Annotated in this window: 14 protein-coding genes and 1 tRNA gene; 7 read left to right on the top strand and 8 right to left on the bottom strand. The window is 47.8% G+C overall.

Annotation, left to right across the window (positions count from 1 at the left end):
* Positions 1-39 precede the first annotated feature (39 nt).
* Complete coding sequence (locus tag ACZ5QV_RS03840; protein ID WP_464601299.1) at positions 40-384, top strand: winged helix-turn-helix domain-containing protein; 345 nt, start codon at positions 40-42, stop codon at positions 382-384.
* 80 nt (positions 385-464) lie between these two features.
* On the opposite strand, the gene ACZ5QV_RS03835 is transcribed toward ACZ5QV_RS03840, so the two are convergent.
* Positions 465-683: a transcriptional regulator gene (locus tag ACZ5QV_RS03835; protein WP_464601298.1), complete on the bottom strand. Its 219-nt coding sequence runs from the start codon at positions 681-683 to the stop codon at positions 465-467.
* A 338-nt stretch (positions 684-1,021) separates the two neighbouring features.
* Positions 1,022-2,143: a DUF362 domain-containing protein gene (locus ACZ5QV_RS03830; protein ID WP_464601297.1), complete on the bottom strand. Its 1,122-nt coding sequence runs from the start codon at positions 2,141-2,143 to the stop codon at positions 1,022-1,024.
* Positions 2,144-2,497: 354 nt separating this feature from the next.
* Between ACZ5QV_RS03830 and ACZ5QV_RS03825 the strand changes: the two genes are divergently transcribed.
* From ACZ5QV_RS03825 to ACZ5QV_RS03805, 5 genes are all read left to right on the top strand, one after another.
* Positions 2,498-3,367: a ribonuclease H family protein gene (locus ACZ5QV_RS03825; RefSeq protein ID WP_464601296.1), complete on the top strand. Its 870-nt coding sequence runs from the start codon at positions 2,498-2,500 to the stop codon at positions 3,365-3,367.
* Between the two features lie 180 nt (positions 3,368-3,547).
* Positions 3,548-4,267: a queuosine precursor transporter gene (locus tag ACZ5QV_RS03820; RefSeq protein WP_464601295.1), complete on the top strand. Its 720-nt coding sequence runs from the start codon at positions 3,548-3,550 to the stop codon at positions 4,265-4,267.
* Positions 4,268-4,366: 99 nt separating this feature from the next.
* Positions 4,367-4,984 carry a hypothetical protein gene (locus ACZ5QV_RS03815; protein ID WP_464601294.1) on the top strand — a complete coding sequence of 206 codons (618 nt, stop codon included), beginning with the start codon at positions 4,367-4,369 and terminating at the stop codon, positions 4,982-4,984.
* A 178-nt stretch (positions 4,985-5,162) separates the two neighbouring features.
* Entirely contained in the window at positions 5,163-5,291 is a 129-nt protein-coding gene (locus ACZ5QV_RS03810) for a hypothetical protein (protein ID WP_464601293.1), read from the top strand.
* Positions 5,292-6,341, top strand: coding sequence for a pyridoxal phosphate-dependent aminotransferase (locus tag ACZ5QV_RS03805; protein WP_464602026.1), 1,050 nt, complete (start codon positions 5,292-5,294; stop codon positions 6,339-6,341). It begins immediately after the preceding gene.
* A gap of 24 nt (positions 6,342-6,365) precedes the next feature.
* Here the strand turns inward: ACZ5QV_RS03805 and ACZ5QV_RS03800 are convergent, their stop codons facing one another.
* Positions 6,366-7,259, bottom strand: coding sequence for a PEGA domain-containing protein (locus tag ACZ5QV_RS03800; RefSeq protein WP_464601292.1), 894 nt, complete (start codon positions 7,257-7,259; stop codon positions 6,366-6,368).
* 300 nt (positions 7,260-7,559) lie between these two features.
* A complete protein-coding gene (locus ACZ5QV_RS03795; RefSeq protein ID WP_464601291.1) occupies positions 7,560-8,438 on the bottom strand; it encodes a hypothetical protein in 879 nt (292 codons plus the stop codon).
* A gap of 79 nt (positions 8,439-8,517) precedes the next feature.
* On the opposite strand from ACZ5QV_RS03795, the gene ACZ5QV_RS03790 reads away from it, so the two are divergent.
* Positions 8,518-8,688 (top strand): hypothetical protein, encoded by a 171-nt coding sequence (locus ACZ5QV_RS03790; protein WP_464601290.1) that lies wholly within the window; start codon positions 8,518-8,520, stop codon positions 8,686-8,688.
* Between the two features lie 82 nt (positions 8,689-8,770).
* Here the strand turns inward: ACZ5QV_RS03790 and ACZ5QV_RS03785 are convergent.
* The 4 genes from ACZ5QV_RS03785 to ACZ5QV_RS03770 all read right to left on the bottom strand — a co-directional run bounded on the left by ACZ5QV_RS03785 (position 8,771) and on the right by ACZ5QV_RS03770 (position 11,875).
* A tRNA-Trp gene (locus tag ACZ5QV_RS03785) sits at positions 8,771-8,967 on the bottom strand.
* Between the two features lie 191 nt (positions 8,968-9,158).
* Positions 9,159-10,319, bottom strand: coding sequence for an O-phospho-L-seryl-tRNA:Cys-tRNA synthase (pscS, locus tag ACZ5QV_RS03780; RefSeq protein ID WP_464601289.1), 1,161 nt, complete (start codon positions 10,317-10,319; stop codon positions 9,159-9,161).
* Between the two features lie 262 nt (positions 10,320-10,581).
* Entirely contained in the window at positions 10,582-10,860 is a 279-nt protein-coding gene (locus tag ACZ5QV_RS03775) for a DNA-directed RNA polymerase subunit L (protein WP_464601288.1), read from the bottom strand.
* 91 nt (positions 10,861-10,951) lie between these two features.
* On the bottom strand, positions 10,952-11,875 hold the full coding sequence (locus tag ACZ5QV_RS03770; RefSeq protein ID WP_464601287.1) for an exosome complex RNA-binding protein Csl4: 924 nt from the start codon (positions 11,873-11,875) through the stop codon (positions 10,952-10,954).
* Positions 11,876-12,042 lie beyond the last annotated feature (167 nt).

The following is a 12,042-nucleotide window of genomic DNA, read 5'->3' as shown; positions in this document are numbered from 1 at the left end:
CTATTTAAATGATCTGACGAAACTAAGAAATGATCCATCATGTCCACAGACGATTCCGCCAGAAAAAAAGAATGGCTTGAGAAAGTAAAAAGGGAAGGAAAGCTAACAAGGAACCCCACCGAAGACCACAAGTTCGGCCTGAAGGTTCTCCAGAACACCCTCCGCCGGAACATCCTGATTTCCGTTGGAAAAGGGGAAAAATCCTATGAAGAAATAAAAGAGGAATTTAAGTTAAACGACTATCAGGCTAAATTCCACCTGAGCATGCTTGAAGATGCACTCTACATTGAAAAGGAAGAGGATGACGGAGAAAATGCGTATTATCTACCCACTCCTCGTGGGGAGGGCTTCTTGGAAAACGTAGAGGACAAAAAAGAAAAGTAATACAATCAATTCCCCCCCCTCTCATTTCTGGCAAACCGGAATTGTCAAGGACGGGGACCCCCTTTTTCCCGTCTGCAAAGTTAAAACCGGGCCCAACCGCTTCCTCCGCAGGCCCTGCAGACCCCGTCTCCCGACTGGCTCGTGCCTCCGCAAACAGGACATATCCTGGCAGGCTGGGCAACAAGAACACTACCCTGTCCTCCGCAGGCTTTACAGATTCCTCCTTCCCAACATCCTGACCCTTTACATAGTGTGCAGACTTCCGGCGCATAGTCTGTTTCAATATAAGCTTGGAGCATTGAATCACCTTTTATCTTGAAATAAATAAGCTGAAAATACTTTTCCTGATAGTATTTTTTCCGTATCTCAACAAAAATTTTTATATTTATTTTCGGCTTTCTATGATAAAAGGGCTTGCATCACACTATAAAAAGAAAAACTTATAACGGGCCACAAGACTTTGCAAATATTTTTTTAAAATGAGAGGTGGAAAGGAGAAGGGATTCGTCCCGAATTTCTGTTCAGGACCAGGCATTCAGGCCCCCTATTCCTTCAACCAGGGTTCTAATCTCCTCCGAACTATGGTGAATATTCAGAAAAAAAATTAACCGGGTTCTGGAGCTACCTTATTCCTGTCTCATTCTTTCAGGGTCAAAAACTTCGCAAGCAGGGATTTTTTCATTTCCACCGCAGCGTTCGGGCAAAGTTCCCGACAGCAATAACAGAGGATACACAGATCTTCATTTATCCTGAAACTGCCGTCTTCCTGCTTTTCCACAGCCTTCGGGGAACAGTTGAGGTAGCAGGCCCCGCAGTGGGTGCATTCGCTCTGCACGATGTGGGGTTTGATACTGTAAAATTTGCCCATGTGCCGGGTCAGGAATGGAGGAAGGGTTGTGATTCCCCCTGCCGAAGGTTTGAACTTCATTTTCACGGATTCCGGAGAAGCCCCCAGGATCAGGGGATTCGGGTCTCCATATCCTTTTTTGAGGGCTCCCGCAGTCGTTGGGATCTGCATCGGATCAAAACCTATGAGACCGGCAGCCACGATATCGAGAGCCACGCAGTCGAAAGCTGCCAGGACAAGCCCTGAATTTACCGGAGTACCGTGGGAGGGGCCGTTCCCTTCCATCCCGACAATCCCGTCCATGAGCGCAAAGTGGGGTTTGATTACCGAGTATATGTCGGCCACGGCTTCCCCGAAAGGTTCATGCTCTCCCAGGAGGTGGGCCTCTTTTCGCATTTTCAGGGGAAGAGCCCCGAAAAAGTTCTTGACCGCGCCCGTATAGTAGGTCAACTCGTGGGTCTTGAGTTTCGGGAGGGAGATTACAACGTCGGCCTCAAGCACGGGTTTTGCGAGGTAGAGTTTCGGAAACTGCAGGGGAGCCGGGACTTCCATTTCCGTATAGCCCGAGGTCTCAAAATTAACGACCTCAGCTCCGGCTTTTCGGGCGGCGGCCTCGATTCCGGAGACCTTCAGAGCTTTTGCGGTGGCTCCAGGTCTTGAGATCCCGGCCCCGTCTCCGACAACCGGGATTCCTCCTGCCTCCAGGACAAGCTCGCACATCGCAGCCACCACGGTCGGGTGGGTCGTAGCCGCTGCTTCCGGAGGCAGGGCCGCAATGATGTTTGGTTTCAGGAGGACCCGGTCGCCAGGAGAAATGATTATTTCAAGGCCTCCGAGAAGGTCCAAAGCTTCGGCTATGGCCTCTTTTACATTTGAATAATCGGGACAGCGGACAATTGAAACTTTGCTCATGTGTATTAAAAGAGTAGAGACTTATCTGATTTATGACTTGGGGACCCCCTCAATCTTCCGGATAGACCCGGGATGGGAATCTCTTCAGGGCCAAGACAAACGAGAACTTTGGGTACAAAGACAAGAAGACGTCTTTGAAGACCTCTCCAAAGCAGGAGTTATTGACCAACCTGTTTCTGTTGTTTATACTGTTTTTGTTATCCTGGCTACTTTTTGTTTTTATCCCCTTTATATCATGGCATGAGCCCTTAATCATAATATTTTTGTACAATCGTGATGCAAACAATAGCGGATGAGAAAGAATTCCATTTTCCTTCAACTTTTCATCTGTATATAAAAAGGGAGTAACTAGTCATGCTTGAGATTTACTGCGATTCTTCTTACAACGAAAACGAAGCTTCCTATATAGGCTGCATGGTCCTGAGGGCCGGAAAACCGGTCCACCAGTCCACAACAAAAGTATCAGGTCTCCCTGCAAGCAACCTTGAATGCGAACTTGCGGCCCTGGACTTTGCCCTCTCCCTTGCAAAGCTTTTCTTTGCCGGGGACCGGATAATCGTCATTTACAACGATTCCACGGAAGCGGTAAAGGCATATCAACGGAAGGCTTTAGAGTTTGAGGCCAGGTTTGAGGTCGAATTTGAAGCAGAGCCTGGAAAAGACCTTTCTGAATCCAAAATCCGGCTCAGCTTCGAATATGTCCCGAGAGAAAAGACCCATCAGGCGACCGCCGACTCCCTGTCCAAAAAGTTCCCGGTCGTTTACCTGGACGTCCCGACGCTTAACGTGGAGTCCTTTTCAAGAAGAGAAGATATTCTCTCTGACATTGCCCATAACGGGCGCAGCGTTTTATACCTTCAAAACGAGCGGGAAAAATCCACAAAAAGCAGGACCTACTATCGGCTTGTTATCCGTTCTGCTGACCGGGTGCTCTCCGAAGACCGGTTCTACCTCATAAAGAAAGGAGGGCAGGGGACTCAGGTAACAGCCGCCGAACAGATCCGGCAGGACATTTCGGACCCTGAAATCCGCTTGGGACTCGAAGCAAAAGGAGTCAGGCTTGAAAATTCTTATTTTCTGCTCACGGACGAGACCTGGGGGCTCAGGCTGACCGATAACAGGGCTTATTCCGTCCTACCTTCCGGAATCCCTCATAAAATCATCTGCGATGAGGTGGACCGGGACCCCGAAAACCTTTTCAGGCGGGTGGAACCTTACAGATGAGCCTCTTGCCGTAAGAAGCATTAATGTACAAAATTTTCTTTGGACATTATACAAAAGTTATAAATCATTAAAAACCCTATATTTCCTATAAAGCTCATAAAAACCCATGAAAACCCGTAAAAACCCCTCAAAATCCTTTAATTTCCTTTAATTTCTTTAAAAACCCCCCACCGTGAGATCATGAAAAACATAAAATATAAAACCCAGCTCCTGCTTACGGTATTCGTAAGTTCCCTGCTTATTGGCAACCTCCTGGGGAGTAAGATAATAAGCTTTTTTGGAATTATAACTTCCGTAGGGGTCTTTTCATACCCTTTTACTTTCCTTATAACTGATGTTGTGGAAGAGGTCCAGGGAAAAGAGGTTTCGAAAGTTTTCGTGCATTCGGGTTTTCTCGCCCTCTGTCTGGCAGTCGTTTTTGTGTTCGTAAGCACCCATTTTCCCCCTGCCTCTTTTTATCAGGGAAACGAAGCTTATAAAAGCGTTTTTTCAAGTTCCCTGCGCATAATCATCGCGAGCGTTATTGCTTTTCTGGTCGCCCAGTACCACGACCTCTGGGCCTTTAATTTCTGGAAACAGAAAACCGGAGGAAAACACCTCTGGCTGCGGAACAACCTCTCCACGATCGTTTCCCAGTTTATAGATTCGCTTATCTTTATGTTCATAGCGTTCTATCACCTGACCCCGGAATTTACCTCTTACCGCATCTTCCTGATGGTTCTGCCTTACTGGGTTCTCAAAATTGGTTTTGCTCTTCTTGATACGCCTTTTGTTTATCTGGGGGTCAGGTGGCTTGCTTCCGGAGAAGGAGGGGAGAGGGAGCCTCCGGTTGAGGTCGGCGGAGGGAGAGGAGAGCTTTGGGAAAGCTCACCGGAAGGGAACAGTCTGCTGGAAGGCTGAGCTTCCTAACAGTTTGAAAAAAACAGGAAAACGACGGCCATACCCCCAATATTTATAAAAATTAAAGACCATATATAATATTGAGGGGTGGCTAAGCTTATGGTAAATCAGCCGGAAATGTATATGGGGCAGCAGGGGGCAGGCCTCCGGACCGAAACCGAAACCGAAACCGAAGCTCGGCCTGAAGTGAAGGAACAACTCGAAAAGCTTCGGCTTTCGGGAGAGGAGCTTTGCAGGTCCTGTCTGGACATGCCGGAAGCCCAGCGCAGGAGCATGATTCTGGAAATCCAGCAGTTTGCCGAGAAAATCCTGAATGCTCACAGGTTACTTGAAAAACCTGGAGACCTCCTTAAAGGAGACTGGTTTCTTAAACTCGGAAAGCCCGGCTTTGAAAAAAAGCTGGTGATTTCAAAATCCGCAGAAGAGATTTTTGTGGGGCTGTACATTTATTCGGGAGATACCCCGATTCCTGCCCCTATCCTGGTCCTGCTTTCCCAGAACGGTTTCTGGTACCCGCAGCGGATTGAAGAGCAGTTTGATGAGACTGTTTGCTCCTTTTTCACAGGAGCATACGGAGACTATGAATACCTGACCGTAATCCCTGAAAACCTGGAAATATTTCAGACCTTCCAGAGAAATTTCACAAAGACACTTGAAGAACAGGCCTGGACAGCTCCCGACGTGGAAGTAATCGAGAAAATTCGGTATGGGGATTGAAAACTGAGAGCTGAAAACTGAGGACTGAGCTCGAGAAAACTTTTTTGGGCTCGTTCCTTTCAGGGAAGAGCGTCTACATTCCACAGAATATATAAGTATTGAATACATAGGCAGGTTCAGGCATATATTCGTTTTACATTTGTGGCATTTATCCCAATCATTTTTAAAAGGTTAATTCATGTCTCAGAAAAAATCCAAATGTGTCCTGTCCCAAAGAGCCAGGGACATCCCGCCTTTTTATGTAATGGAAGTACTGGAAAGCGCTCAGAAACTGGAAGCTGAAGGTAGAGACATCATCCACCTGTAAATTGGAGAACCTGACTTTCCCACGGCTCCCCATATCTGCGAGGCTGCAAGCGTCGCGATTGCCCGGGGGGTTACTAAATATACCCACAGCCAGGGTCTCCCGGCTCTTCGGGAGGCTATTGTGGAGTCTTACAGGGAGAAATTCGGAGTGGACCTGAGTCCTGAGCAGGTGGTCGTAACCTCAGGTACGAGTCCCGCGCTCCTCTTAACCTTCATGGCCCTTCTTGAGAGGAGGGACGAAGTCATCATGTCCAATCCCTATTACTCCTGTTATCCCAACTTTGTAAAATATCTAAGTGGGAAACCTGCATATGTCTACACAAACGAGACAAACGGTTTTGCCCTTGAGCCCGACACCGTGCAGCAGTACCTGAACCCCGGCACCAAAGCCGTGCTTATCAACAGTCCCTCAAACCCATGTGGGCATGTGATGTCCTCAGAGAGCCTGGAAGGAATGGCTGAGGTTGCAGGAGACATCCCCATTATAGCGGATGAGATCTACCAGGGTCTGGTCTACAGCGGAGAGGAACACAGCATCCTTGAATACACCGATAACGCTTTTGTCGTGAACGGCTTTTCCAAGCTTTACGCCATGACCGGCTGGAGACTGGGCTATGTTATCTGTCCGAAAGAGTGTGTCCGCCCCTTCCAAAAACTTAACCAGAACTTCTTTATCTGTGCCAACAGCTTTGTCCAGGAAGCCGGCATAGCAGCCCTCAAAGGCCCGCAGGACCATGTCGCCGAGATGGTCAAAACCTACAACAAACGTCGCCAGTACATGTTAAAAAGGCTTATCGGGATGGGCCTGGACGTGCAGAGCGAACCCAGAGGCGCTTTCTACGTACTGGCCGATGCCCGAAAGTTCAGCAACGATTCCCTCGAACTGGGCCGGCGCATTCTTAATGAGGCGGGGGTTGCCGTTACCCCCGGAATTGATTTCGGAGAAGGAGCCGAGGGTTACCTGCGTTTTTCCTATGCAAACAACCTGGAAAATATAAAAGAAGGCATGGACCGGCTGGAGCTTTTCCTGAATAAGGAACTTGAATGCTAAAATATTTAGCAAGAAAAGCTTCAACTATTTTTCTCGAATTTCCCTGCTGTATTTGAATTCAGGTTCCGGGAGTTTATCCAGATCCACCAGGTATTTGGATTCGGACCCTGATTCGAGCCCGGATTCAGGTCCTGATCCGGGCCTGAATTTCTTTTTTATTTTATCTTTCCGGCCCGTGTTTTTCCCGTACTTTTTTAATCCGCCACTGCCTGTGGGGACTTTGACCCTGAGTACCTCGGGATGCTTTTTTGCGAAAAGCACAAAAAAGAGGATAAAAAGTACTCCCGCAGCAGAAAACAGCAGGTTGATGTGAAGTTTTGCCTCCAGCACGAGGGGGTCTTCGTAAGACACGACAACCTCCTGCGAAACCGTGCCGTACCAGTTTTTCTTTAACTCAAGTGTGTGGGCTCCGATCTCGGCATCAAAGACATTGGGGGTCACTCCTCTGTATTTCCCGTCAAGGTAAATGCTTGCTCCGGAAGGGTCTGAAGAGATGCTGAGAACCCCTTTTTTCACGCCCAGGTTTCGGAAGATTACCTCCGTTTCCCCGGGCCTGACAAAAACCTTTTCGTAGGCATCGTCATAGCCGTTCCCTTTCAGGACAACTTCGTAATCCCCAACCGGGATTCCCGTTATCAGGGCAGGGGTCTTGCCCCTGTAGGCTCCCTCTATATAGATCTCGGAACCGTTCGGGACCGTTGAAATTTGAATCTGACCGGTGGGTTCCAGCGTCAGTTTTTCCTCTTCTTCGGCGACGGCTCCTTCGCTATCATTTCCTTCACCGGGATTTTCAAGAATCGGGTCGCTGGCATTCGTGTCTGCGGCCACTGGCCAGGCGCAGAGGATTGTCAGGGCCAGCAGAAAAATTAGAATCGTGTAGGGTTTAAGGCTCCTTCCAGATTTTAGTTTTCCTTTCACGGGACTTAAAGCCCCTGTATTAAGTATAAGTCCATTTTCAGGTTTATATTCAGTATTAGATTTATAAATGATTTTTAAGTTGGATTCTGATATGCATGGGGCTGTGGTTCTAATTAATGGTCCCTCTTTTCAAGTGATTTAGAGCCTGTGAGCTGTATTTTTTACTTCCTGTGTTTTAAAGGCTCTTATATTCATTTTTAAGTCTTAATATTATAAAAACGTCCTTTAGCCGTATAGAAGATCATTTTGAAGGGGTCAGGAATGCAGAGGCTACAATCCTTCAAAACCCCATTTCTGTGCTCAGGCGGGAGTGAAAAAAGGGGCCGGGTCAGGACTGCCACAGAATTCAATAAGTTTTTTCTGCTTCCTGTCCTTTTCCAGATAAAAGAGGCCGATAACCATCCAGGCCCGGAACACGGAATTTCTGGCCACTATAAAGAAGAGCTCTTTTTCCCTCATGAAATCAAAGAACCGTTCCCTGAGTTTTTTCTCGATGAACCCGGATTCCTCTTCCTTTTCCCCTTTCCTTCTGTTTTTTCGCACCAGCCCCCGGACAAATTCAACTAAATCCGGATCGGCCAGGAGGGCACTGTGTCCCCGACAGTCGGGTTCGCCTTTGCACCTGAATGTATAGTTCAACTCCACCGGTATCCCGGACCTGTTCTCGCTTCCACTTCTACTTCTACTTCCACTTCTAACTCTGTCTCCATTTTCATTCTCGTCCATGCCTCTTTTTTCCAGGGTTTCTCGCAACAGCTCAAAATAGCGCTGCCGGTCGTAAAATTCTGTATCCCTGACCCTGATTTCCACGTCAAGCAGCTCGGGCCTGACAATACCAAGGCCTGCGCCTTCCTCATTCAATTCTTCAAGAGAGCTTGTCAGAGGGAGAAAGAGTTCCCCTAGTTTTCTCTTTTTGAGAGGCTTGTGCAGATTCCTGTGTCCAAGCACCTCCCGATTCTCCCAGCAAAGGCCATGTTCGGGTCTTGTGAAGGTAACTTCCAGAGAATCCAGTTTCCCGAACTCGGACTCCCTTTCTCCATATCTGGACCTGATAGACTGGAGTCTCAGGAGTTCACCCTTTTCGTTGACCCCTACCGCATAAAATGACTTACCTTCCTTCCTGTCCTCATCGTGCACGGCCCGGGCCAGCACAACAATTTCCTCTTTTTCCCTTTTCAAGCAGATAAACTCCACTAATAACTTTATTAACTGTGAGGGGAGGATAAGACTTCAGGCCCTTAAACTTTGTGGAAGTTATGTGAAAGTATTGGCTGAAAAAAGCGGAATATGGAAGGAGCAAAAACCATTACAATGTATTCGGCCGCAGGGTACTGATATCAAAAAACCAAAAACCAAAAACCAAATAAAAAACAAAAAACCAAACCAAATAAAAACCAAAAAACCAAAAAATAAAAACCAAACCAAATAAAAACCAAACCAAATAAAAACCAAAAAACCAAAAAATAAAAACCAAACCAAATAAAAACCAAAAAATATAGAAAAAAGGTACGTGGGGCTGGTGAGATTCGAACTCACGATCGACGGGTCTCTCCGAACAGCTGCCTAAACAGCTAAACGTTCTTTGAACACATATCAGTGCTCCAACGGTTCCTCACTGCCTCACCCCGTCGGGTAGAAGCTCAGTAGACCCGTTGTTCATCATTTATCCGCTGGAGCCCATCGCCATGCCGGGCTAGGCCACAGCCCCTCTAATCGGAGTAATTGAATGAGTGTTCTTATATAAATACTTGCCGGGAATGGAAGGGGTTTGGCCCGGCACAAGGGAACAATATTTTTTTCGGAATCTTCCGGTCCTGTAACCAAAAAACAGTCTTATAAAGATTTCTAAGATGCCGGAGGCCGGGAAGCTCTGCCGGACCCCTGCCTTTTTAGAGAATATTAGAGATCTTCGTATTTTTGCAGGATCTCCTCAAACGAGTCCACAACAATGCCAAGCTTTTCCCGGCCAAGCCCGAAGGTGCTGAGTTTGAAGTACTTTGTAAGACCGGCTTTGATCCCGTGAATCTGTCTCTTCTTGAGTTCCTTATAGAGGAAGTACCTGCCCTTCTTGACCTTCTGGGAAATCTCGAAAAACCTGGGAGCTTCGAAGAACATCAGGTCGTGGGAGTGGGGCTTTTGCCCGTGCTGTACAAAGCCCATATCCTCAAGCCGGGCCGAAAACCAGCGAGCGTTTTCGACTTCATGGTCCCAGTTCCGGGTCCTTTTCACAACTTCCGGAAAAGAGGCCATAAGGGTCATGACCGTTGCGCCCCTTGCGGTGCAGCCCAGGAGTTCTATTTCCTTGGCCTTGTTGTACTGCGACTTTCTGAAAACAACCGGCGCATACTCTTCACTTACTCCGAGAACCCCTACGGGGCCCGAGGCCGCCATGGACTTGTGCCCGCTTCCCACAACGAAATCAACGCCCAGTTCTTTCGCGTTAATGGGCATCCTGCCAACAGAATAGGCCCCATTCAGGAGGACCGGGACCTCGTAGTCGTGGCAGATAGAAGCGATCTTTTTAGCGTCCAAAAGGTTCCCGTAACTTCCGTCCGGATATGTAATAAGGGCCATTACCGGAGGTTTTCCGCTTTCCCTGATTACCTCCTCGATTGCGGTCCCGTACCCTTCGGGGTCCAGATAATATTCGGGACTGCCTTCATGGGGTACGGCTTTAATATTCAGGCCCGTCCTTTCGGCTCCCACATAGGAAGAATAGTGAGCCAGGCCGTCGAAGACTACCCAGTCCCCGGGTTTTCCCAGAGAATGCATGACCGCGAACTTTGACTCCCTGGCCCCGTTCGTGACCCTGGCCTCGTCACAGCCCAGAAACTCCGGAAGGGCCTCGTGCACGAATTCCTGTATAGGAGGTTTTTTTATCTGGTCAAGTATCCCCCCGCAGTAGTCGCAAACCGAGTAGCCATCCCCCCATTCCACAAGGGACTTTCGGGCCGCTTCCGTCAGGATACCGCCGGTCTGGAGGGGGTCGATGTTTATACTTCCAAGCGTTTCCCGCTTGATAAATCCAAATTTCTGAAGGGATGAATCGTCAAGTGTCATGTTGCTCGTCCTTATCTAATACCTCTTATTTGGCGGATTTCCCGCATATATACCCAATCTTACAGTGGACACTCATAAAAAAGTATTGCAAAAGCAAGGGCGGAAAACCTTGAAGATGAAAACTTAAGAACAAATATTAAAAACTATCGGAAATTATTAACACGTTCAAAGAAAAATCTGAGAAAAATCCGAGAAAAATAAAGCAAAAAGCCCCGGATATCCGGGGGCAGGTGCAAATGAAATTTCTTATGTTGCCTTTCTTTCAGGCTTTTACGGCCTTTTTGAAAACCTCGGTGAACTCGTCACAATTGGCTATAAGGGCCAAAGCTGCGTCCTTCAGGACCACAAGGGGGTCCTCACCGTTGGTTCTCATGAAAAGAACGGGCTCGCTGATGCTTACGTGTTTCATGTCGTAATAAGCGATTTCCACTCTCTTATCTCTTACCATGTTATCTTTCAGGGAATTGAGAAGGGTATGGGTCTCGCCTTTAAATTCAACTTCAAGCTCAGTTTCAGTTTTAGAAATAATATTTAGTTCCATCAGGCTTCACGATCCTTCAGGCAGAATGCCTGTAACTTTAATTGTGGGAGGAATGCCATACACTTTCAGGCTCCACGTAAAAAGGGACAAATCAGTAAATCCCCTTTCCGTATTCCGCAGAGAGTTTGCGAGTTTCGATTCTATTGCAGTGTGGACATTTAAGCTTTTTCCCATCCTGCACAAGTTCTTCCCTGCAGTCCGAACAGTAGGCTTTCATGACTCCGAGGGATTCTCCGTTCGTTGAAAGGCGCATCTTTCCGCAGTCCACGACCTTCGCCCGCACAAGGTCTCCTACTACAAACTCGTTTGCGAGTCGCTTGACATAAGAGTCCCTTACATTGGAAACATGGATGTCCCCAAGGCTCAGATTCACGATTGCTCTTTCGGTCCGGCCTTCGACAGCTGCGATTTCCACTGCTACTCCTGACTCCCTGACCCCGGAGACTCTCCCGTATACTATGTCCCCGTCCTTAATTACGTTGGGCGTGCTGGTAACAGGTTTCACGGATACGGCTCTGCCCTTTCTGTCGATAGCCACCCGACCGGTTGCTGTGGAGAAGATGTCTCCGGAAATCAGGGTTGTGCCTTCTCCTGCTCTGAATTCCTCGCTTGTTCCTACAAATTCTCCAGGAAGGACAAATTCCCCCATTTCAAGAACAGGTTCTTCTTTTTCCACGGGTTCCCTTTGCTTTCCCGAAGGTGCAGACCTTTGCTTTCCTGAAGGTGCATGTCTTGGCTTTCCTGAAGGCGCATGTCTTGGCTTTCCCGAAGGCGCATGTCTTGGCTTTCCCGAAGGCGCATGTCTTGGCTTTCCCGAAGACGCAGACCCAGGTTTTTCTCGCTGCCCCTTATTTTCATATGCCCCTCCTCTTTCCTCTTTTCCCCTGTTAGCATTTTCCTTTTTCGGAACGGCCTTTGGTTCGGGTTTATCAGGGAGGGGTTTTCCGGCTTTAGGATTAGCTGGAGCGGATAATTTTCTTCTGCTGGTTTTATTCTTTTTCCGGATTCTAATCATAATCCCTCATTCAAATGATCATAAATAGCGATGGTATATTATGCGATTTTTTAGGCAGGATGCCTGCGACTTTAGTTGGGAGGAATATCGTCAACTTTCAGGCATTCCGTTCCACGTTTGGATTTCTCCACTCTGCTTTTGAAACAGGTTCCCGTAGCAGGTAACGT

The sequence above is a fragment of the Methanosarcina baltica genome (assembly GCF_055394095.1).
The sequence above is the reverse complement of the archived record's forward strand: the minus strand, read 5'-3'. Positions and strand labels throughout refer to the sequence as shown.

Coding starts and splice junctions, on each gene's coding strand:
- ACZ5QV_RS03840 (WP_464601299.1), top strand. CDS start 40: ATGTCCACAGACGATTCCGCCAGAAAAAAAGAATGGCTTGAGAAAGTA.
- ACZ5QV_RS03835 (WP_464601298.1), bottom strand. CDS start 683: ATGCTCCAAGCTTATATTGAAACAGACTATGCGCCGGAAGTCTGCACA.
- ACZ5QV_RS03830 (WP_464601297.1), bottom strand. CDS start 2,143: ATGAGCAAAGTTTCAATTGTCCGCTGTCCCGATTATTCAAATGTAAAA.
- ACZ5QV_RS03825 (WP_464601296.1), top strand. CDS start 2,498: ATGCTTGAGATTTACTGCGATTCTTCTTACAACGAAAACGAAGCTTCC.
- ACZ5QV_RS03820 (WP_464601295.1), top strand. CDS start 3,548: ATGAAAAACATAAAATATAAAACCCAGCTCCTGCTTACGGTATTCGTA.
- ACZ5QV_RS03815 (WP_464601294.1), top strand. CDS start 4,367: ATGGTAAATCAGCCGGAAATGTATATGGGGCAGCAGGGGGCAGGCCTC.
- ACZ5QV_RS03810 (WP_464601293.1), top strand. CDS start 5,163: ATGTCTCAGAAAAAATCCAAATGTGTCCTGTCCCAAAGAGCCAGGGAC.
- pscS (WP_464601289.1), bottom strand. CDS start 10,319: ATGACACTTGACGATTCATCCCTTCAGAAATTTGGATTTATCAAGCGG.
- ACZ5QV_RS03775 (WP_464601288.1), bottom strand. CDS start 10,860: ATGGAACTAAATATTATTTCTAAAACTGAAACTGAGCTTGAAGTTGAA.
- ACZ5QV_RS03770 (WP_464601287.1), bottom strand. CDS start 11,875: ATGATTAGAATCCGGAAAAAGAATAAAACCAGCAGAAGAAAATTATCC.